The organism is Streptomyces sp. NPDC057137, from assembly GCF_042670825.1.
GTDB lineage: Bacteria > Actinomycetota > Actinomycetes > Streptomycetales > Streptomycetaceae > Streptomyces.
Window position 1 is genome coordinate 34,244 of sequence record NZ_JBHUUW010000016.1, and the last position, 21,675, is coordinate 55,918.

13 protein-coding genes and 1 pseudogene are annotated in these 21,675 nt (G+C 63.5%); 7 read left to right on the forward strand and 7 right to left on the reverse strand.

Going from position 1 to position 21,675, the window contains the following annotated elements:
• The 7 genes from ACFT9I_RS15890 to ACFT9I_RS15920 all read right to left on the reverse strand — a co-directional run.
• Nucleotides 1-2,644, reverse strand: a 2,644-nt coding sequence (locus ACFT9I_RS15890) for an NACHT and WD repeat domain-containing protein (protein ID WP_382564571.1), incomplete at its 3' end; no start/stop codon positions are given.
• A gap of 9 nt (nucleotides 2,645-2,653) precedes the next feature.
• Nucleotides 2,654-4,147, reverse strand: a complete 1,494-nt coding sequence (locus ACFT9I_RS15895; RefSeq protein WP_382564572.1) for a hypothetical protein — start codon at nucleotides 4,145-4,147, stop codon at nucleotides 2,654-2,656.
• 382 nt (nucleotides 4,148-4,529) lie between these two features.
• Nucleotides 4,530-5,330 (reverse strand): phosphoadenosine phosphosulfate reductase, encoded by an 801-nt coding sequence (locus ACFT9I_RS15900; protein ID WP_382564574.1) that lies wholly within the window; start codon nucleotides 5,328-5,330, stop codon nucleotides 4,530-4,532.
• 242 nt (nucleotides 5,331-5,572) lie between these two features.
• Nucleotides 5,573-6,217: a hypothetical protein gene (locus ACFT9I_RS15905; protein ID WP_382564575.1), complete on the reverse strand. Its 645-nt coding sequence runs from the start codon at nucleotides 6,215-6,217 to the stop codon at nucleotides 5,573-5,575.
• Nucleotides 6,218-6,365: 148 nt separating this feature from the next.
• Entirely contained in the window at nucleotides 6,366-7,277 is a 912-nt protein-coding gene (locus ACFT9I_RS15910) for a phospholipase D family protein (protein WP_382564576.1), read from the reverse strand.
• On the reverse strand, nucleotides 7,274-9,145 hold the full coding sequence (locus ACFT9I_RS15915) for an ATP-binding protein (RefSeq protein WP_382564577.1): 1,872 nt from the start codon (nucleotides 9,143-9,145) through the stop codon (nucleotides 7,274-7,276). Before ACFT9I_RS15915 ends, ACFT9I_RS15910 begins: the two co-directional genes overlap by 4 nt.
• The gene (locus ACFT9I_RS15920; protein WP_382564578.1) at nucleotides 9,142-10,761 is read right to left on the reverse strand and encodes a DEAD/DEAH box helicase; all 1,620 of its coding nucleotides are present in this window, start codon (nucleotides 10,759-10,761) and stop codon (nucleotides 9,142-9,144) included. Before ACFT9I_RS15920 ends, ACFT9I_RS15915 begins: the two co-directional genes overlap by 4 nt.
• Before the next feature lie 440 nt (nucleotides 10,762-11,201).
• On the opposite strand from ACFT9I_RS15920, the gene ACFT9I_RS15925 reads away from it, so the two are divergent.
• The 7 genes and pseudogenes from ACFT9I_RS15925 (at nucleotide 11,202) to ACFT9I_RS15955 (ending at nucleotide 21,219) form a co-directional block, all read left to right on the forward strand.
• Nucleotides 11,202-12,371 (forward strand): cysteine desulfurase family protein, encoded by a 1,170-nt coding sequence (locus ACFT9I_RS15925; RefSeq protein ID WP_382564580.1) that lies wholly within the window; start codon nucleotides 11,202-11,204, stop codon nucleotides 12,369-12,371.
• Nucleotides 12,372-12,428: 57 nt separating this feature from the next.
• Nucleotides 12,429-13,526, forward strand: a complete 1,098-nt coding sequence (locus tag ACFT9I_RS15930; protein ID WP_382564582.1) for a DUF4007 family protein — start codon at nucleotides 12,429-12,431, stop codon at nucleotides 13,524-13,526.
• Nucleotides 13,523-17,092 (forward strand): ATP-binding protein, encoded by a 3,570-nt coding sequence (locus ACFT9I_RS15935; protein WP_382564584.1) that lies wholly within the window; start codon nucleotides 13,523-13,525, stop codon nucleotides 17,090-17,092. Before ACFT9I_RS15930 ends, ACFT9I_RS15935 begins: the two co-directional genes overlap by 4 nt.
• A 2-nt stretch (nucleotides 17,093-17,094) precedes the next feature.
• Nucleotides 17,095-17,931: a phosphoadenosine phosphosulfate reductase family protein gene (locus tag ACFT9I_RS15940; protein WP_382564586.1), complete on the forward strand. Its 837-nt coding sequence runs from the start codon at nucleotides 17,095-17,097 to the stop codon at nucleotides 17,929-17,931.
• Nucleotides 17,932-18,073: 142 nt separating this feature from the next.
• Nucleotides 18,074-18,679 carry a hypothetical protein gene (locus ACFT9I_RS15945; RefSeq protein WP_382564587.1) on the forward strand — a complete coding sequence of 202 codons (606 nt, stop codon included), beginning with the start codon at nucleotides 18,074-18,076 and terminating at the stop codon, nucleotides 18,677-18,679.
• Nucleotides 18,680-18,706: 27 nt separating this feature from the next.
• Entirely contained in the window at nucleotides 18,707-20,008 is a 1,302-nt protein-coding gene (locus ACFT9I_RS15950) for a DNA sulfur modification protein DndB (protein ID WP_382564589.1), read from the forward strand.
• 272 nt (nucleotides 20,009-20,280) lie between these two features.
• Nucleotides 20,281-21,219 (forward strand): annotated as a pseudogene (locus ACFT9I_RS15955) (DUF5655 domain-containing protein).
• Nucleotides 21,220-21,675 lie beyond the last annotated feature (456 nt).

Consider the following 21,675-nt stretch of genomic DNA (forward strand, 5'->3'; position numbering starts at 1 on the left):
GAGTGTGGCCGCGCAGCGGTTCACCAACCTCAGCACCAGTCACCGGATCCCAGATCCGCACCGTCCCGTCGTTGCCGCCCGCAGCGAGCAGAGTGCGTCCGTCAGGCGCGGTAAACGCCACCACCGCAAACACGCCACCGATGTGACCACGCAGCGGTTCACCAAAAGCAGTACCAGTCAGAGGATCCCAGATCCGCACCGCACCATCGTCGCCGCCGGCAGCGAGCAGAGTGCGTCCGTCAGGCATGAGGAACGCCACCACCGCACGCACCCCACGAGTGTGACCATGCAGAGTCAGGTGCAGGGGGTTGGTGTTGAGCCGAGCCCAGGTGACTGACCAGGTGGGAAGGGTGTCGTCCGGCTCGCCATGTGACCGGTCGAAAGATCCAGTGGTTTGTGCGGTGGCGACTTCTCGGAGGCCACGGCGATCGCCTTGGCTGTTCGTGACGGCCATATGCTGCGAGGCCACCGCGCCGGCGATGGCTGGCGGGAGGGTAATTCGTCCGAAGGCGTGAGTCATGACCTGGCTGGTGATGCTAGTGGAATCAAGGCGGTCCAGCACACGGGTGCGTTGTGCGAGATATTCCCATGCCGGAAGTTTTCCTTGAGCCGCGTGAGCGGGTAGATGATAGATGACATAGGGGTTGAGTTCCGCTTTGGGCAGGCGAAAGTCACCATCGACGGTCAGGGCTTCCGTGATTTGTTGGTGGAGGTGCTCACGCTTCTCTCCAGCTGAGTTGAAGTGCTCAATAAAGGTTCGGTGGGCGAGCCGGTAGACGGTCTGCCCAGCCTCGGCGTCAAGCATGAGATAGGGCGCCGCATCTGCGGTCAAGTCATGAATTACCTCGTCGTTGATCGTCACGCCCATAGGAGCCACAGCAGCGGCGACCGTCGCCCAGATTCCGTCCCGGAGTGACAGCCCACGTCCTTGCGCGAGCGCCAAGGCATGGAGCAGGGGTCGAAAGGCTGGGTTACGCATCGAGAGCCTTTGTGCCGCGCGAGCAAAGAGATGTCTGTGGCTGCTATTGCGCAGGGATGTCAAGTCGTCGAGGAGGTCCGAGTCGTGGATAACCTCGTGTACAGCCAAGCGGGCATAGAGGAATTCCCGGCCACTGTCACCGAGTTCGGATGCTGCCATTGTGATCTGCTGGGATGACGCCGTGAGCCTGCCGAGTTTCTCTGCCGTCTCCAGTTTGCGGCGGACGTAGCGAACCATCGCTAGTGAATCGCGGTTTACGCTCACTACCGACTTTGCGAGGTCGGAGTCCGCGCCGTTCATGTCGAGTGCGTCAAGGAGATCCCCGTCCACTTGCGGCGGGAGATCGGGCCCCTCCTTGGTAGAACGGCGCGTTCCGATTACAACTCGCGTGCCAGGGACTTCGGCGAGACGACGGATGATCTGGTCGGCGATCACCAGCGGCGCGTGGGCCTCGTCAAGCGCGTCCAGCAAAACCCCGAAGGGCAGCGCGCGTTGTGCTAGCCCGCCGAGAAGCCACTCGATCTGCTCGTTCAGAAGCAGATCACGGGGTATCTCCCTGAGTTGAGCAGCGAGCGCGATGCGTGCGATCAGTTCTTGGGGGGTGGCACCGGATAAGTGGATGACAGCGTCGAAAGGATCGCTGGGACAGGGGACGCCCGCTGGAAGCGGTTGGAGGTGGCCGGTGCGGAGGAGGATGCTCCTAAGCTTGGGGCGGGTGTGGAGCAGGATGTGCCCCAAAAGCGCGGACTTACCTGAACCTGCGGTGCCAGTAACCACCAACATTCCGTCGGCACCGGTGTCAAGCCAACGCAGGATGGTGTCGCGCTCCTCCTCGCGCCCCTCGAAATACCAAGCGAGTTCGCCGAGTTCAGCACCCGTTGCCTTGGGGATGAAGTGACGTTGCTCGTCTGGCGGCAGCTGGTCGATGACCGCCTGGATCTCGGCGAGCACGTCGAGCGTTGTGGTGACTGCTCCGGCCGCTGCAGGGACAATCCTATGGAGCAGAGCTCGTCCCATTTTAGTGTGGGGCACGACCGGGCAACCGCGGAGGTTCCGTTGGAGTTCATCGCCGAGAGCCCGTAGATCAATGGTGCTGTCTGCCGCGAAAGTAGTGCCAAGGACAGTCTCCAAGGCGTGCCGGAAGGCACCAAGGTTCGCGTTCCCGTCCTCGGAGGTCGACACGAGCAGGAAGTTGCGCGGACCGTTACCCTTCAGCAACGCACGGGCGCTGAGGAGTTCAATAAAGCGGCCTGACTTGCAGGCATCGATGACCACGATGGCCCATGTTCCTTCTGCATCCGGGTGGTTCTGCCGAGCCGTCAGGTAGCTGAGGAAATCATCCGGTGAGATGCCGCTGTGGATAAGCGGGCGCGGACTGCCAGCGTGGGCGAGGAGGGCCATGTCCTCGCCGTCGCTCTCGCCATGGCTAATCCAGTAGAGGAAGGTGTTGCCATTGCTGGATGGGGTGGCCCATTCGCTCAGACGTTCCTGAACAGCGTCGGCGGTGCGTTCGCTCCCGATGACTTTCCAAGGACTCGGACTGGGCGCAAAGGCGGCGAGGGCCGCAGTGACAGCCTCGACTTCCTCAGCTGTATGCAAGGGCCGGTGGTATTTGTAGTCACTAATGTCGACGGGGAAAAACTCCAGCGGAGGGGGTGTCGGCATCAGGCGGCCTCAGCCCAAGTCCTCTGGCGCGAGGGCCAGGACCAGCTGGGTCACCGGGGCACTGCCGCCAGCGTCCAAGCGCACACGGTACAGGCCTATGTCCGACAGAATGATCTGGGCGGCCAGTTCGCCGTCGCGGCCCGATAGTCGCGGTCGAGCAATCGATCTGCCTGTCGCGACGTCCTCGACGCGACATGTCACCCCCGCCGGCGAGGGTCGACCGGTTACCCGCAGCATCCATGGTTGCTCGGCCATCACTCCCTCCTCAGGCAGGATCAAACCCAGATCGCCACTGCCCATTGGGGCCCCGAGGTGTTCGTCATGCTCGGTCAGCACTGCGTGGACGTAGCGGAGTGCTGTGCTGTTCTTGGCCAGGGCTCCGTGCTGGACTGGCAGATAGGTCGTGGAGTTGGGCGTGCTAGTCGATGCCGCGTCGCGGTAGACGGTGCCGTCGCCTGTTCTGTCTTGCCGGATCGGCACACCGTCGGCGTCCCGCCTCAGCATTCCGTCGCCGTGCGCCCGGAAGGCTTCGTACTGGGCATGGACGATGCCGTTGTCTATACGCAGACTCTGGACCGTGGGCTGGGCGATGCCGATCACAGCCCGGTGCCCAGGCAGTCCCGGGGCAGTCGTGCGGATGCGCTCCTGGAACTCCAGCGCACGGGCCGCCAGTTCCTTACTGCCTCCGATCGCTTCGACGATCTCGGGCGAGAGCCGCGCGATCTCCAATCCCTCGTCGAGGCAACGATAGCTGGGCAACAGGTCATGCACGCCCGGCAACGTGGCCGCCAGTGCCTGCATCCGTCGTGGCGGGAGAGCCGGCAAGGGCTTGGCGCGGTCGCCATTGAGGATGACCACGGCCTGGGCGGCACCGAGGAAGGGCGTGCCTAGGCTGATGACCGCGCGCGTATCAGGGATGAGGTCGGGTTCGCGGGCCAAGGCCGCGCGTGTAAGCAGACCGCCCATCGAGTGCGCCACAAAGACGAGACGAGGGGGACGGTCCTCGCATAGAGCCCGAAGATTCGCGCTTGCCTCGACTTGGAGGCACCACTGCAGAAGATGCTTTCGGGCCGCTGCCGCCAGCAACGCCCCGTTGTGCTCGACTGGCAAGCGCCAGTCATACGGGAAAGCCAGCACCGCTTCCGGGGCGGCAGCGGCCTCCGTAATGGTCCCCAGCAAGTCCGAGTACGGCTCAATTCCCCGCAGGAAGGGGGCCCAGGCAGGCCGGGTCAGCAGGCGAGTGGCGGACACTCTGCCAGTTCTGCCCTCCAGCTCCTCTTCCGTGACATGGAGACCTTGCAGGCCGTCCCCACGCCGCCATGCCCGTTCCAACACCCCGACGTCCAGCCCCCACAGCAGGTTTCCCGTCTTGGCATCTCGTAGTTCACTGCCCATGATTCCAGGGACGACGATCACCGCATCCTGGGTGACGTCTGGACTCACCGACGGCCGCGGGCTCCACACGCGTTCGCTCCCCGACTGGGAACCCTGCCAACTACTCATGGTCAATAACCATATCGACCATGAGTAGCGGGGAGGGTGCGATCGACTGGACTGGGCCAGTGGGGAACCAGCGCAGGACCAACTCGTAGACGCCGAGGCACGGTTCAAGTACCAGGCGTAGCGCCGCAGGATGACGCTTCGCCTTACTTTCGGAAGAGGAACCGATCAGACTGTGCAGCAGGTGTCCCAGGCCACAGTTCGATGTCCGAAGATTTTGCTCGCGATCGGAGTGGCATCCGGCCAGCGAGGCTCAGCCATGGTCGGCCGCTTGGCATCCTCAACCGGCTGGAGTCCGGTCGAACGCCGTTGGTCCTACTCTGGCACGCCTTGCGAGTGAAGCGGCCGTATGACGTGAGCACGGTCACCTGTCATGCGCAGCCATTCAAGTCATGCACCAGTCTGAATCGCAACCGCCGCCACCTTCATCGTCGGGCCACGATTCAGCTTGATCGGCCGGTATAGCGTCCGCGAGGGGCAAGCCGAAGCGGGTGAGGTTGGCCGCGTCCCTGCCGATGGCCTCACGGCGCACGTTCAAGACCGCTTCGAGCTGAACTGACTTGGCGAACAGCTCTGGTTCATTCCTACGTTGCTGCTTCCAGGCTTCGACGGTCCGAAACGGACAGAAGAAGCAAGCACTCTTGGGTGGGACGGGCAGCCCGGCTTCGGCAATTATGTGCTCGCAGTCGGATCTGCGCAGACCGAGATCGAGCAGTGGGTACTCGATCTCCTCGTATGGCTCTTTTCTACGTCTGTTGGCGCGATGAATCTCGTCGAGCGAGATCCCGATGCCGACAGTCGCTGGATCCCGCACGGTAGCTCCGTATTCCCGAAGCCACCGCCCGATGACCTTGATCTTGAAATCTGCTGTACAGGACCTACGGCCCGGCGCCCCATTGGCCATGCGCACGGGGACGGGGATCGAGCGCGTATCCGGACGGTTGAGCCTCTGCCAGAGGGTCTCCGTGGCGCCATCGCGCCGGCGACGATGCAGCTGCTGGAGGTCGAGGCCGGCGCCTACGGCGTATGGCACTGCGACGTCACGGATATACGCCAAGGTCGCGGGGTGCTCGCTATCGTCCCCGACGTTGGCGAACAGGAAAGTCGAGTAGTCAATGTGCCCTTGGGCAGCGAGGACGAGGAGGGCCGTCGACTGAACGCCGCCCCCGAACGAGATGACTCTCAAGTTCTCACGTCCCCGTTTGGGACCCTCTCCATCGGAGGCAGAGGCGACGGATGATCGGTTAGGCGGGCGTTCGCATTGGGGCATGACAGGGAGACTCCGGGGGACGCTTGATCGAAGCACGAGAGACTCTATTGACTCAGACTCCGAGGTCAAGTGTTACTCTCATGATGGCTGAAGCGCCACCCCAACGCGGAAAGGTGTGACCCCGATGGAGGCCGAGCATCGGACGGGAGCGGCTAACCTCAGCGCTTGGGCCGGATCACCACGGACAGCCCCTCCGCGAGCGCCTGGGATACAAACTGCGCAGCTTCCGCCTCTTCACCTGGCTGGAAGGTCTGCGACAGAGGCAACGGCTTGTTCGGCGGCGACGACGGATGCGTCGTCTTACGGCCGCGCGGCTTTTGTGGTGCGTGGCCGCCGGCTCTGACTCGCTCGACATCTTCTGCTCTGACATCACGCCCGCGACGGGCGGCATCGTTCAGGACCGTTTCCAGGAGCCAGAGAGGGGATCCTGACAGTGAAAGGTCAGGCTCGGCAATGGTCTTCCGGTTACGCCAACGAGAGATGGTCTGCTCATCAACATGGCAGACCACAGCGACCTCCTTGATGCCTAGGATCACGGGTAAGCGGGACTTGTCGTCGACCTCGTACCCGTCAGGCTGGCGTTCTCGGTATGCACGCAACCGATCGCTAGTTGCCACGCGGCCCGAGTGTCCGTCGAGACGCAGGACGGTAGCGAGCAACCAGTACGGATTTCCAGAGGCAAGAAGGTCTGGCTCCGGGAGGGTCCCTTCGGTACGCCAGAGCTGCGAGGTCTGCCGCTTGACGTCGTAGAGTGCGGCAATCTCGGTATGGCCGAGCAGGTATGGGGTACGCGCCGCAGCCATGCCCTGCACCCTTTCGATAGTCGCGGCAACCAGTACCAGGCGGGCTAAAGGTAACGCTCCTGGCCCCCAGTATCAGCTGGCCTCGCCGAGATCTGGCACTAACACCTCTTTGGACCCACAGTCGCATCGCCATGGGTACAGGACTGCGTCACATGACCTGTCGACCTTGCCGAATCTCCCACGGGCCGATGGGCACGAGATGGATCTCGTCAAAGTAACGCAGCCACTCGGCGATTGTCTCTGTGAACCTACGGGCCCGCTCCTCCGTGCAACCGACACTGCCCATCAGTTCTCGCTGGACATCGTCCATATTGAGACGTCCCGCCTCAACGAGGCGCTGGACTTCAGGAATAGCCCGGAGTCGGGACAGGACGACATTGCCAAACGCCTGCTCACCCAACCCTGGAGCCACGTCGAGGGCCGCGAGATCCCGAAGGATCCCGGCAAGTACATCGCGGCCAATCTTGCCGTGTCGTCCGTTGTACACGCCATAAAGCCTTGTCGGATTTCTGGTCTCTGGCAGCCATGGAATCGGGCGTTCGTCATGGCCAGCGACGAGCACTCGCGGAGCTTCCTCGTCTGCTTGGAAGAGGTCAGCCTGTTTCCTGATCTGATGCGCAAGGTCTATCGTACCGGGGACCCCCGTGTCCTTGATAACACGGAGCAAACGCTGCACTTCGGGGTGCGCCGTACTGGTTTCGATCAACAGCTCGATGTTCGAGTCGGGAATAAGGCCTGTGGCCTTACCCGTGAGGTTCGCCGACCCAATCAGGCATACATCATCAGCAGCGTAGAGCTTGGCGTGCAAGTTGTGACACAACGCGATGGAAACGCGTCCGTCGGCCGCTGCCAGGTCTGCGATTTCCGGATCCGAGACACCTGCAGCGACTTCGGCGACCGACCAGCGAGTGACACACTGAATGTCCTGTACGTGGCTTGGGATAGCAGCGAGGGCAGCCTCAAAAACGCCCTTCTTTATAAATGGGGCAGCCAGGACGACCCGCTGAGTCGCACAGGCAAGCACCTGCTCGATCTGCCGCCAGATGTGGTCCTCCCTCACTCTTCGTCCTCGTCGTCTGCGTCACTGGCGCCGAGGAACTCACTGGCGATTCGACCCCAGTCCTGGCGCATCTGCTTGGCACGCTTGCGAGGCAGTTCCGGCTGTTCGTCCTCGAAGCGCGCCCAGGAAAAGAGAAGGAGCTTGAAAGCGCTGGCTGCGCTGGCGAGACGCTCGGCGAGCTGCTCTCGCGTGGCACCCTCGATGTCGGAGTCGAGCACCGCGATCAAGTCGCTGTAGACAGCGTGGTCCATGTTCAGGGCAACCTGCAGCACACCCGGGATGTACTCGACGTTGAAGAATGACGGAGAGTCAGGGTTCCGGCTGGTGATCAAGCGAACGTGTTTGCCTTGCGACATGGTCTCTTCGGTGATCCGCCTTGCGTCCACCGGAGTGTAATGATGTGTCTCCACAAGGCTTTTAAGCTGCAGCTCCTTGCTCTCCTCCGTGGTGATCTCTTCGGAGAGCTTGGTCGTCAGACTCGGCTGAGTCTCACGACTGCGGCGCTTGACCGCTTCTTCAACCTTGCTTTCAACCGCTTCATGCCGTTTGCGGCTTGTACCTGTCCCGAGGGTCTGTACATCCAAGTCTGATCGGAGTTTCCCGATCAGCTTCTCCCGAATATGGTAGACGATCTCGATGAGAGGAAGCCGTGGATTTCCCTCATCCCGCAGCTGCTCGCGGAACTCTTCCCAGGATAGTCCTGCAGCATCATCTCTCCAATTAAAGTTCGCCAGGCTGGAGAAGGTAGTGGCTGCCTGCTTGTTGTTGGTAACGCCGAAGACCTCGTCGAGGGCCGGAGGAAAATCGATTTCGATGCCCCACCATCGCTCAACCGGGCTAGAAGGGTTGACCCAGCCCGTGTCGAGGTCAAGTTCCCGGTCGGCACGGATCAGCGAAATACCGAGGTTCCTTCTCGCGTGCCTGCCCCAAGGCGTGTCACCAGGATTGAGACTCGACGAGATGGTGGTGGGCCACCGGGCACCCTCAACGTCGGGCCGACGCGCGGCATCTACCGCAATGGAGGAACGGACGAGGACGGGGTAATCCTTGCCGTCTGGAGCTCGAACCCAAAACCGTTCGACGCCGATCTCGCCAGCGTTCCCCCCTCCGTGGGCGCGGAACATCGGTCGCACGTCGAAGGGTTCGGGTGTTGCGCTCGGGGTCATTAGGTACAGCGGGTCGTTGATCCTCGCATACCGGCAGCCCGGCAGCTGAGCCCAACCTCGGGCGGGGACGAGCTTGATGCGCGTCCCCTTCGCGATCAGACGCCGGTAGATGCGTCCGATCAAGGCCTCCGTGTTGTTGAGCGTCGTTTCAGCGCCCCGCCACTGCACCCGCTCCAGCTCGCTCCACTGCACGAGGGTTCCGGTAGGGCCGAGACCCTCAGCCAGCGCCTGCCATTCGTCTGGGAGACTATCGGGCTTGGGTTCGGGTACCTCTTCAAGGCCCCCCGTGGCAATTTGCTTGAGGTCGAGATAGGTACGGAGTGCGTTATCGGGACCGTTCGTCCATGACCAGACATCAACCCGATCACACTGAGAGATGCTGGAGTTGGGCAGCCCGACGCCAAAACGCCCTATCCCGTTGCGACCCTGGCGGGTGCCAGCGCCAATACGCAGGGAGTGCCGAAGCGTCTCCGCGCCCATACCGCTGCCGTTGTCCAGAACAGCGATCTTCTCGATACGATGCCGCCCCCTCAATCCGGGCCGGTCGACGGCCTCCACGGCAAACAGCTCGACAAGTTCGGCGCCGGCCTCGATTCCGTTGTCGATCAATTCGGCGATGGCATGAGCCGTCGACTTATAGCCGCTGTCCTGCAGTGCCTTGACCGTTAGATCCGGCGTCACGATCGAGTACTTGGATGTCATGGGGCCTTCCACACGTCTTCCCAGTTGGTGAATGCGTCTGCCACGTCTCCGAAGCCCGGGAGTGTGGGATCAACAACGGTCACTACGTCGCAAGTCGGGGTGCCGCCGGCTTTGGGCCCGCGGATGACCCGTCCGACCATCTGGCTGTAGAGCACGAGGGAACGGGTGGGTCGTGCAATGACAGCAGCACTCGCCGCCGGAGCGTCGAATCCAGTTGTGAGAACACCGTAGTTGGACAAGACCATCGGCCGAGTACCGGTGCCCTTGAAACGGTTGATGACCCGATCGCGGTGCCGTGGTGAGGATTCGGCGGTGACCTGTTCGGCGTCGAGTCCGAATACGGACAGGATGGCGACCAGCAGTCGGCTGTGTTCGACGGAGGCGGCGAACAGCAGGATCCGGCGGTGATGCTGGCTCAGGTCGAGGATGGTGCTTACCACCTGCAGGTTCCACTGCACGTTGTCGGCGAGCCGCCCGATCAAAGCTTCGGGGATATCAAAGGATGCGGCCAGTGCCTGCTTGTCCCGCGTACTGAGCTGCATGCCGGAATCGGCAGCCACGGTGCGGAAGTCCGGCCGTGCGAGGTACCCCTGCTCAATGAGGGCGGTAACAGGGTTGTCGTAGCCGTCGATCTCCAGCATCACCTTCTGGCGTGCGAAGAAATCGGACAGCTTCTCGTCTTCGGAAATGTTGGCCCAGGTGCGGCCCGGGGTGGCTGTCAATCCCATCAAGCTAGCGTCGCTTCGTAGCGTGAGCGAATCGACAATCCTGCGGTAGGTAGGGGCGATGGCCTGATGGGCCTCATCGAAGACCGTGAGCGTGGCGGTTAGGGCTAGCCGGTCCAGGAAGGTTGGATCAGCCTTGGCGGCTGCGATGGCCTTGTCGAGACCGAGCACAACGATCCCGTCCTTCACGCCACCGAGATCGGTGGGGGCATCGCCCCACATCCGAAGGACGGTGATTTCACGGTTGCCGAGGGCGCCCCACGCCCGCTCGAATTCCAAGGCGGCCTGCTCCAGAAGCTCTCGGCCACGAGCCAGCCACACTACGACGGTCGGCTCACCATGTCGCAAATGGTCGCAGATAAGGTTCATGCCGGTGCGGGTCTTCCCGACGCCAGTCGGCAAATGCAGCACGGCCCGGCGTTCCCCGGAGTACAGCAGTCGCCGCACCTTGCTGGCAGCGAGCCGTTGGTGGGGGAACATCGCGTAGGCGGGCTGACTGCTGCTGCGGAAGGACACGGGGGCTTCGGGCGCCCTGTCGACGACCAGGCCGAGGAAGCCGAGGAGCGTACGGCGCTGTTCAAGCGACCACGGTTGCCCCTCAAGGAAGGTGCCCAGTTTCTCTGTACCTTCGAAACCGAGCCGGCCAGCGAGTTCGGCCCGCTTGGCATCGGGCATCAATTGCAGGAGCTGCGCTCTCTCCTCAGGGTTGCTGATCAGCTGTTCTGGCGACACGGCCGAGGCTGCAACCTTGCGGAGAGTCTCCTCGGTCCCGTTCCCGCCATGAAGCAGATCGAGCAGCTCGCAGGCGTGCTCACCGAGCAGTCTCCTCACATAGGCCACGGGAGCTGCGTCGAGGAGCGACTGAAACGCGATACCCGGAGAGCCGGTCATGGTGTTCCCTGACTCGTGCCTGCCTGACGAACGCCCGGAATTTCCCGCAACCTTGGTCCCTTGTCTCTGCGTGCGTCACATCACAGCGCGTAAGTGCGCCACGACCTGCACACAAACCCTAGTAGGGACCACGGACACTCGCAGGACCCTCGACGGAATCGGCAGCAGGGGCTCTCACCAGCCTAGGCGATCTGACCATCGGAGAACTCAACTCCATCTTCCCGGCGCCCGCTTCAGCTGTGGAGATCAGCCCCCACCCATGCGAACATTAGTTCTCAAGAGTGCACGCGACACGGGCACCGAACTGCACAAACCTGACCGGTTACCACGCCTGCATCCTCGCCCGGCTAGGATCTCGATGTACTACTGGTGGAATCCGTCGCACCAGACGACGACTTCCCCCAGCTCGGCGAACAGAGCGTTGCAAGGCGGGGTGGAACATGACAGAACAGGATCTTGATTCAGATCTGGCATACCTGGACTACAACGCGACCGCGCCGACACGACCCGAGGCCGTCGCGGCCACTCTTGACGCCATGCGCACCGTGGGAAACGCCTCAAGCACACACCGCTCAGGGCGCGATGCGGCACTGCGCGTCGATGTGGCCCGTCGTCAGGTGGCCGATCTACTCAACTGCTCTCCCGGAGAGATCGTCTTCACCTCCGGGGCCACCGAGGCGAACAATCTCGCCCTACGGGCAGCGTTCAGTGCGGGCGGGGCCCTCGTGACGAGCACGGTCGAACACCCCGCAGTACTGGAAACCGCAAGGGCCCTGACAAGCGACGCCCCCGAGTCCCTCGTGCTGCTATCGGTCGACGACGACGGCCTGGTGGATCTGGACGGCCTCCACCTCGCGCTCACCGCAAGTAGCGTAGCGATCGTTTCGTTGATGGCCGCCAACAACGAAACGGGCGTCCTGACGGACCTCGCCCCGATCGTCAAAGCTGCTCATGCGGCCGGCGCCCTGGTTCATACCGACGCGACTCAGATGGTCGGCAGGTTGCCCATCGACCTGCTGGAGAACGATGTGGATCTGCTGTCGCTGTCAGCTCACAAGTTCGGGGGGCCGCAGGGCGTCGGTGCGCTGTTTGTTCGCCGTGGCATTGCCCTGCCGTACCGCCCACTGATCTTCGGCGGCGGACAAGAGCGCGGCTGGCGGGCCGGAACCCTAAATGTCGCCGGTATCGCGGGTGCGGGTGCAGCAGCAGAAGCCTCCCGCCGCGACCTGATCAGCGATGGAACTCGAATCGCACAATTGCGTGACTCCCTGGAACGTGCGCTCGTTGAGCAGGTCGGCGATTGCCGGATCAACGGCGCCATCGGTCAACGCCTTCCTGGGGTTACGAGCATCACCTTCCACGGCGCACCGGCTGATGCAGTGCTCGCTGCCATGCCGGACGTGGCGGCCTCGGAGGGGAGCGCGTGCGCGGCCGGAGCGCCAACTCCCAGCCATGTACTCCTGGGTATGGGGCGCAGTCGGGAAGAAGCGGACTCCACGGTGCGGTTGTCCCTGGGGTACGCCACCACGGAGCACGATGTGGATCGGGCGGTGCCCTCCATCGTCCAGGCTGTACGGAAGGTGCGAAAGCTCCTGTCAGTCCCACTCTGATTTTACGCATGAGCCTTGAAATTCACCGAAAACTGAACGGACACGGAGAAATCCCGTATGTCAGATACTCGGCTCGCGGAAGCCGCTCACTCTTCCTTCGCGCGCCATGAGACGTTCGCGCCACGCTTTGGGTGGCTCCACAAGGCGTACATGCAGGTGAAGGACAACCCGGAGACGTTCCTCGCGGATGACGCTCCAGTGCAGCTCGGCGTCGGCAAGAACATGGTCTATTCCATGCGCTACTGGTCCCGGGCGTTCAAGCTCACCCGCGAGCATTACGGCGACGACACCAATTCGCGCGCCATGTTGTCGTTCCCGACGTGGGAGGCGCGGTGGCTGCTCGACGAAAAGGGAGCCGACCCCTATCTGGAAGAAACCGGTAGCCTGTGGTTGCTGCACTGGTGGCTCCTCTGCTCCCGGCCGGGTGCCAAGAGCTGGGCTCCGGCTTGGTATGTCGCTTTCCAGATCGCGCCGTTCTCCCGGTTCACAGCGGAGGATCTGACACAGCTGATCGTGCGTCACGTCAACCTGTCCTTCCCTGAAGGGCCGGTGGAAGCCTCCATCGCCAAGGACGTCGACTGCATCACCAAGATGTACGCCCCCGCGCCCCGGGGGAAGATCGGTGCCCCAGGCGCGCTTGAGGACTTGCTCGCCTGCCCCTTCCGTGAACTCGGGCTACTGGAGCAGGTTGGGCAGCGGGGCAAGATGGAATGGCAGTTCACCACCGGTGTTCGCACCTCTTTGCCAGCCCGGATCGTGGCGTACGCCTGCCTTGACTACGCGGCCCGCACGACCCGCGGTGCTGGCTCCATCTCGCTCGCCCGCCTCGCCAACGAACACGGGGGTCCCGGCCGCGCGTTCCGTATCCGCGAACCGGATATCGCCGCCGCCCTAGAGAAAGTCTCCGGTGATCACCCGGGGCTGCAGATCGTCCAGACGATCGGGCAGCAAAGCCTCGCGTTCTCTTCTGATCCGTTCGAGTTGGCCTGGGACGTCTTGGACGATCAGTACGACAGGGTCCGGTCACGGCCGGGGTTCCCCACCCGCGAGGAGTGGGCACGCGAGTACCCCAAGCTCGCGGACGCCGAGAAGCGCGAGCGAAAGAACCAGGACGCCGTCGAGCCACAGCTCGCCCTGACTGAGGAGAACGTGTGACCACCGCGACCCCCACGCGGCGCAGTGCCGCCGGCAAGACCCCTGGTGGCCCGCAGTTCCCCACTGGCATCGCCTTGGTCGGCTCTCAGATGCGCTCGACCAATCTGGAACGCGACGTCCAGACCGAGCTGCACTCTCTCTACATCGGCACGCGTGCAGTCGACGTGCTCGAACGCGTTACGAGTTCCCTCGGTAATTTGCGCCGTCCCCGGTCCTGGTCCTTCACCGGACCCTACGGTTCCGGCAAGTCCACCCTGACCAACCTCATCGATGCACTCCTTGGCCATGACAAGGTCCGCCGTACCGAAGCGGAGTCCCTGCTCGGCGCCACCAGCCCCAGCCTCGCCAAGCGTCTGCCCGCCGGCCGGGAGCAGCTCGCCCCGGCCGGCTTCCTCGGCGCCGTCGCCACAGCCCGCCGCGAGCCGCTCGTCGCGACGCTGACGCGGGCTCTCCACACCGCTGCCCAACGCCGCTGGAAGACCCGCCCGCCCAAGGCAGTCGCTGCAGCCCTTGCCGCCTGCACCGACCCCGCAACGACGTCGCCGCAGGACATCCTGAACGCCGTCGAGGCCCTGTGCGCGCTGCAGCCGCTGCTGCTGGTCATCGACGAGTTCGGCAAGACCCTTGAGCACCTTGCCGGACACAGCGAGTTCGCCAGCACCAAGGACGACCTGTTCCTGTTGCAGGAACTCGCCGAGAAGAGCGCCGGCGATCAAGGTCTGCCGCTGTTCATGATGACGCTGCAGCACATGTCGTTCATGGACTACGCCGCCCGCTCCAGCGAACTGCAGACCCGCGAGTGGGCTAAGATCCAGGGCCGGTTCGAGGACATCACCTTCACCCCGCACATTGGCGACGCCGTCCAGCTGATGCGCCGCCGGCTCGACCAGTCTGCTGCTCCCGAGTCCGGCCAGAAGCTGATCCGGGCCCAGGCCGAGGCTGCCGAGAAGGCCTGGGAACATCACGGCCTCAACACTGTCGTTGGCCTCAAGGCCCAAGACTTTGCGGACCTCTACCCGCTGCACCCGCTGACCGCGGTCGCGGCCCCTCTCCTCGCGGCTCAGATCGGTCAGCACGACCGCAGCCTGACGAACTTCCTCAACAGCGACGAGCCCAACACGGTCCGCCGCTCGCTGGACCTGTTCTCGCTCGCCGAACCGCGCCGGGCCAGCACCATCCAGTTGCCGCAGCTGTACGACTTCTTCCTCGACTCCGGCCGTACTTCCCTCCTGGCCTCCACCAACGCAGGCCGCTGGATCGAAATCGAAGCCAGGGTCACCGAGGCAAACGGACTGCCCACGGCCGATCAGAACCTGCTGCGCACCATCGGCATGCTGAATCTGATCGACTCGGACGGTGCTCTGCGAGCGACTGCCGCCATGATCTACTTTGCGCTGCACGAGCCGTCCGACGGGGCGGACGCAAAGGCTTTCGCCGCCCTTGAGGAGCAGTTGCAGAGCCTGGTGGATCGGGGCTTCCTGGTCCACCGCAAGTTCAACGGTGAGTACAGGGCGTGGCTCGGCACGGACGTCGACATCGACGGTCGTCTGAAGGACATCACCAACCATCTCGACAACACGTACGTCATCCAAAGGCTCGGCGAGTATCTTCCGCAGGCGCTGACCGCCGGCCGCCACAGCCAGGTCACCGGGATGATGCGCGCCCTGTTCACCCGCGTCACCGGCCCTGAGACCAAAAGCGTCAAGGGCCCTGACGAGCTCAATGACCACGCTGACGGACTACTCGTCTTCCACCTCGGCACGACCGAAGACCGGCCCGTGGTCAAGTCCTCGCTGCCGGTGGTGCTCGGCGTCACCGAGGAACCAGAACTCGTCGTAAGCGCTGCGACGTACCTCGTAGCCCTCCAGGAGCTGCTGCTCGACAAGTCGTTGGACCCAGTGGCACTGCGTGAGATCAGGGAACGCACAACAGGGGCCAAGCGCGAGCTGCTGGAACTGCTCGATGCGGCCTTCTACCCGCAGACCCAGCGTGCGACCTGGCGGCTGTGGCGCTCGGGGATCTCTGCCGACGACAACGAAGGTGAGGTGATCGAGGGCCGCAGCCTCAGCGGCCTGGCCTCAATCGCCTGCGACCGCGTTTTCTCAGCCACCCCGCACATCCGCAATGAGATGCTCGGTCGCCACGAACTCACCAGCCAGGGCGCCAAGGCCCGCCGCGAACTACTCACCGCGATGCTGCTGAAGTCCGGTGAACGCTATCTCGGTATCGCCAAGCACCCAGCCGAGCGTGCCATGTACAGCGGGGCCCTGGAGTACATGGGCCTGCACCGGGAGAACACGGGCACCCCCGCCGACGACTCCTCCACCTCCTTGTTCCCTTACGGCTTCTCCCGTCCTGGCGACTCCCACCCACACACCCTCGCGGTCTGGGAGGCTCTGGAGGCGTCACTCACCGCAGCGAACAAGCGCACCAATCTCGACGAGATCTTCCGCGCCCTAATGGTGCCGCCCTACGGCGTCAAGGCCGGCGCAGTGCCGCTGTTGGTGGTCACTGCACTGATCCTGCGCAGCCAGGACGTAGCGCTGTTCGAGGAGGGTACATACCTGCCCCGGCTTACACCCGACATCGTCGAGCGCATGCTCAAGGCATCGAAGCGCTTCTCCGTAAAGTCCACGCCGCTCGGCGACGGCCTGCGCCAGAGCGTCGTAAAGAACCTGTCCCTTGCGCTGAAGGTGGACTCTCCACGCTCTCAGGCTCTCCGCAATCCAGCATTGCTCGCGGTGACCCGAGCGCTGATGGAGCGGGTGATGGTCCTGACGCCCTACGCCCGCCGCACCAAGCGCATCAGCCAGGACGCCATCGCTGTCCGAACCGTCCTGCTCACAGCTCAGGACCCGGACGACTTGCTCTTCCACACGCTGCCGCAGGCCTTGGGGCTCGACCCGATCAATCCTGAGGCCCGGATCAGCAGCAGTGGCAACAAGGGATACGCGGAACGGCTCGCTGCCGCAGCGGAGGAACTCTCCGGGGCGGAGAGGGCACTGCGTGCCGAGGTCGTCGAGACCATCAGCCGCGAGTTCCGCGTCCCCTCCTCGCTGCCGAAGCTTCGCCGTGAGCTTGCCGCACGGCTCAAGGGCTTCGCCGGCGTCTCCCTGAGCCTGGAATTGCGGGGCTTCGTCTCCATCGCGCTCAACGAGTACCTGTCGGACGATGACTGGATCGATCCACTGATCGTCCGGCTGTCGAACTCAGCCCTCGGCGACTGGTCCGACAACGATGCTGTTGTCTTCTCCCGACGCGTCAAGGAGATGGCTTCCGCCCTCGACCGGGTCAGCCACCTCTACGAGAACCGCGAACAGAACACCGACCAGACCGAGAACCTCCAGGCACGGCTTCTCACTCTGACGGACAACGACGGCGTCGAACAGCGGACGCTGATCTACGTCCCGGAGCAGTCCCGGCAGGAGGCCGAAAGTCTCGCTGTCAGTGTCCTGGAGCAAGCTAGGAACATGCTCGGTCCGGACGGCGCCCGCATTCTGCTTGCCGCCCTCGCCCAGCGCGTAACCGAGCCCGCTACCAACACCGAAGCCGAGAGGACGGAGTGACCATGACCGACGACACCACTCCCAAGAAGAAGGTCCGGCACGTCCTAGGCCTGTCCGGCGGCAAAGACTCCTCCGCATTGGCGATCTACATGCGTGACCGAGTGCCGGAGATGGAGTACTTCTTCTGCGACACCGGAGCCGAACTGCCGGAGACCTACGAGTATCTCAACAAGCTTGAGGCAGCGGTCGGCAAGCCCATCACGAGGCTGAACACGGACCGGGACTTCGACCACTGGTTGGAGGTCTACCAGGGCACACTGCCGAGCCCCCAGATGCGCTGGTGCACCAAGAACCTGAAGATCAAGCCACTGGAAGAGTGGGTCGGCGAGGACGAGGTGATCTCCTACGTCGCCATCCGCGCGGACGAGAACAGGCTCGGCTACGTCAGTACCAAGCCCAACATCACCGCGGTCTTTCCTTTCCGCGAGGACGGCATCGACCGCGAGGGCGTCGGTCGCATCCTCGACGAGGCTGGTACCGGTCTGCCGGGCTACTACGAGTGGCGCACCCGCTCCGGCTGCTACTTCTGCTTCTTCCAGCGCAAGCACGAGTGGGTCGGGCTGAAGGATCGTCACCCCGAGCTGTTCGACAAGGCCGTGGCGTACGAGGAGAAAATCCGGCACCAAGGGACCGCCATGCAGGGGCGCGACTACACCTGGTCACAGGGAGAGTCCCTGCACCAGCTGATAGAGCGTCGGGAGGACATCGAAGCGAAGCATCAGGATGCGCTCGATCGTGCTGCGAAGCGCGTGAAGCCGAACCGGCCGCTGCTGGAGGTCCTGTCCGACGCCCTGGATTCGGAGGACGACGAGGCCGGCTGCTCGGTCTGTCATCTCTGATTGACCCCAAGTTTCCTAGTAGGCCCCGATGGTGACGGTTGATCACTATCGGGGCCTACTTTCTTCTCATCGCACCGACTGTCAGTGCCGCGTGTAAGGATGTTCCTTCATCTACCGCCGCTGCAGCCGGAGTGCATTGAGGATGGCGACACCAGACACCCACGAGCGCTCCGTCATCCGCCACCGCGCTGAAGCCAGCCCTTCGCTGGACATCCGACTCGGCATCGCTCCCATGCTCGATGTCCCGGCCCACAAAGTCCTGCAGGACGACCTGGAGGAGCATGCCTCCCTCTGGGAACACGCCCTCGCGGTCGAAAGCCTCGGCAGCGCACTACCTGACGAGGCCGGGCTATACATGTTCGTCTGGCGCCCATCGATCAGGCTCGCGATGGCTGACGACTCCTGGAGCAGCTTCCACCAAGTTCTCTACATAGGGCAGGCAGGTGGATCAGGCCAACGCGGCAACACGCTCCGAAACAGGTACAAGGACTACAAGAAGCACCTTCGAGGCAACCCCGAGCACCTCTGGACCGAGGAGCCTCCAACCACCCGGTCCGGCCGACTCACGCACTACCTTGCCCTTCGCCCGCTGGAGTTCTGGTTCGCCACAGTTGAAGACCGCGCCAAGATCAAGAACCTAGAGGCCCGATTGATCAACTTGTACAACCCGCCCCTCAACAACCAGAACCGGCCGAAGCTTCGTGGCCGGCTCAGCAGCATCCCCCAACCTGCCCTGCGCGACAGCTGACTTCAGCATCCCGACATCGAGGAAGACATGGCATCCAAGACCTTCGTCCCCGCCTTCAAGGCCCAGGTGGGCAACTGGACCTACTACTCCTGCCTGATGAGCTACGCGCAGGTGGCACGCGAGATCAACTTCGCGCATGAACTCGGGGGAAACCAGGACCTCGGCACCATGATCCAGCGAGGCGTCGGAACCCGCACAGCGCAGATCACCGATTACTTGCTGAGCAACGAGAACCGTTTCCTCGGAGCCATCATCATCGCGGTCTGGGGCGGGGACCCCAACTACCTTGAAGTAACGATGGACACGGACGATGCGAACCAGGCAGTTCTTGCCGGCCTCGACCGCAACTTCGGCGTCCTCACTTTCGACGGAACGCAGCAGTTCTTCGCCCTCGACGGTCAGCACCGGCTCAAGGCGATCAAGGACGCGATCAAGCGTGACCCCGACTTGGGCGGGGAGGACATCAATGTCATCGTCGTACCCCACTTCGACACCCCGGACGGACGTCGACGCACCAGGCGGTTGTTCACCAACATCAACCGCAACGCCAAGAGCACCAACGCGCAGGAGAACATCGCGCTCGACGAGGACGACAGCTTCGCCATTCTCACCCGCCGCCTGCTCGATGATCACCCCTTCCTGAGCCGGGACAAGGTCGTCCTCGTGTTCAGCAAGGTCGGTCAGGATGGCGAACTGGTCCTCGCCCAACGCTCGATCACCGCCACCAGCCCATCCTGGAGCACGATCGGTGTGCTCTACGATGTCGTCAAGGAGATCGGTTTCGACCTCCCGTGCACCGCGGAGCAGTCGACGCAACGGGCCACGGACGATCTCCTCGACCAGAGCTACGATCTCCTCGCGACACGCATCCAGGATCTCCTTGATGCCTGCGGGAACCTGCGCCAGCGCTACCTCACCGCCCAGGCCCCCAAGGACGTGCGCGCACCGAAGGGCCGCGATGGTGCAGGGCACCCGTTCATGCGGCCGGCGGTACAGGTACAGGTTGCTCGGGCCGTGCGGCACATCCTGGAGCAGGAAACGCTGGAGTGGGAAGAGCTGATGAAGCGCCTCTCAGCTCTCGACTGGAAGATGTCAGCAGCGCCCTTCTCATCCATGTGGATCGAGACTCCCGAGGGCAAGCAGCAGGGCAAGATGGCCAGCGGCAAGGACCACACCCAACTACTCCACGACCTGCTTCTCGTCCACCTCGCCCCGCGCACAAAGGTACAGATCAGCAGGGCACTTCGTTCCTACTCCGACCTCATGAAGACCAAGTACCCGGTCTCGGTGGAGTCGTTGACTGCCCTTCTTCCGATCGACGCTGACTGAGCCAACCAGCACCTCAAGTGGCCTCCGGTGAACGGGCTCACTAGTACAGGACTTTGCTGTTCTTCCTGGCAGGATCGATCTGGGCGAGCGTTGCGGTCTGATGGCAGCACACGCGGCGTGGTCTTCGTGGACCGCCCCTCCAGCAGTGTTTAACCGCTACGGATAGCGACACCAGTGGGGCAGGCTGCCACGTGCACTTTTGCCGCAGCCCCAGAACACCCGCTAGCTGCTTTCGATTGCATCTCCTGTAGTGATCACGGGAGGGGGCGCTGATGACCGACCTGAAACTGTTCCGGGTGGATGCCAATGGCCGGGACATCGAGCTGCAGGGCTCGACGGTGGCGCTGGAGGTGGAGCTGCAGCGCCGAATCGAGGCAGGGCTGGAGTCGATGCTCGGCATCCGCTTCCTGGCGTCGGAGTACACGACGGGTCCATGGCACCGAGGCCGGATCGACACATTGGGACTCGACGAGAACAACATGCCCGTCGTGATCGAATACAAAAAAGGCTCCGAGACCGGGGTCATATCGCAGGCCGTCTCCTACCTGTCGTGGCTGGATTCGGCACGTCACGAGTTCGAGGCCTTGGTCAAGGAGAAGCTGGGCACCGAGGCGGCCGAAGCGATCGACTGGCGGAGCCCGCGGCTGGTTTGCATCGCGTCCGGCTTCTCGCACCACGACCGGGTCGCGGTGCACCGTCTGCACGAGCGGATCGACTTGGTGCGCTACCGCATCTTCGACGGCCAGCTGCTAAGCCTGCTGCTGATCGAGTCCACGCCTGGTTCGCCTCGCCCCGCTCCAACTCGGCGGCAGCAGCGGAAGCGGGAAGAGGCAGCCAGCGCCGACGGGGGTAGCGGGAAGCCCTCGGTCCAGGAGCGCCCAAGCGTTGCTCCTGCTTGCCTGCAGGACCTGTACGTCGAGTTGGACGAGGCTCTCACCGCTTGGGACGAGGTCTAGGTGGCTCTACTCAGGCACTACATCGCCTATCGGCGGATGGTGAACCTCGCCTCGGTGATCTTCCGTCCGAAGCACGAGGTGATCCTGGTTTACCTCCGACTCGAACCGGACACGGCCTCGTTGGAGGAGGGCTTCTCCCGCGACATGCGTGGCATCGGCCACCTCGGGACGGACGACCTGGAGGTCCGTATCTCTTCGGCGGCTGACCTGGAGAAGGCTGGGCCACTGATCAAGCGGGCGTTCGAGGCAGCCTGACGTAAGCGGAAGGGCGGCTGGTACATCGATGTCTCGATGTACCAGCCGCCCTTTTGCGTCTGCGGACCGCCGGTCCCGGCCTGTTGGTCTCATGCTCAGGCCTCCGGCCCCACCCGACGCCAGGTGGCGCCGTAGACCGCCTTCGAGAGCGCCCTGCTGCTCACACCAATCACACGCGCAAGATGATCCACTGAAGCGCCGTTTCGCACCTGCCGCCGGGCATCACGCACCCGTTCTTCCCCTCCTTCCGCATGCAACGCAAGGTATCGGCGAGCACGACGGATGTTCCTACTGTAAGAGCGCCTTGATCGTGGCTCCGGGCTGCTGCTTAAGCATTCGACCCCTGATCGACTCCCCACGACAGCGGGCTCCACAGCACTGTCGCGGTCGGTTTGAAGCACAAGGAACCTGCCGACCCTCCTGGGCGGCGGGGCCTTGGCGAGGCGGGCAGATCGC

Bases quoted from the DNA above. Each gene is read 5' to 3' on its own strand.
- ACFT9I_RS15895 (WP_382564572.1), bottom strand. From the start codon at position 4,147: ATGAGTAGTTGGCAGGGTTCCCAGTCGGGGAGCGAACGCGTGTGGAGC.
- ACFT9I_RS15905 (WP_382564575.1), bottom strand. From the start codon at position 6,217: ATGGCTGCGGCGCGTACCCCATACCTGCTCGGCCATACCGAGATTGCC.
- ACFT9I_RS15915 (WP_382564577.1), bottom strand. From the start codon at position 9,145: ATGACATCCAAGTACTCGATCGTGACGCCGGATCTAACGGTCAAGGCA.
- ACFT9I_RS15920 (WP_382564578.1), bottom strand. From the start codon at position 10,761: ATGACCGGCTCTCCGGGTATCGCGTTTCAGTCGCTCCTCGACGCAGCT.
- ACFT9I_RS15925 (WP_382564580.1), top strand. From the start codon at position 11,202: ATGACAGAACAGGATCTTGATTCAGATCTGGCATACCTGGACTACAAC.
- ACFT9I_RS15930 (WP_382564582.1), top strand. From the start codon at position 12,429: ATGTCAGATACTCGGCTCGCGGAAGCCGCTCACTCTTCCTTCGCGCGC.
- ACFT9I_RS15940 (WP_382564586.1), top strand. From the start codon at position 17,095: ATGACCGACGACACCACTCCCAAGAAGAAGGTCCGGCACGTCCTAGGC.
- ACFT9I_RS15945 (WP_382564587.1), top strand. From the start codon at position 18,074: ATGGCGACACCAGACACCCACGAGCGCTCCGTCATCCGCCACCGCGCT.
- ACFT9I_RS15950 (WP_382564589.1), top strand. From the start codon at position 18,707: ATGGCATCCAAGACCTTCGTCCCCGCCTTCAAGGCCCAGGTGGGCAAC.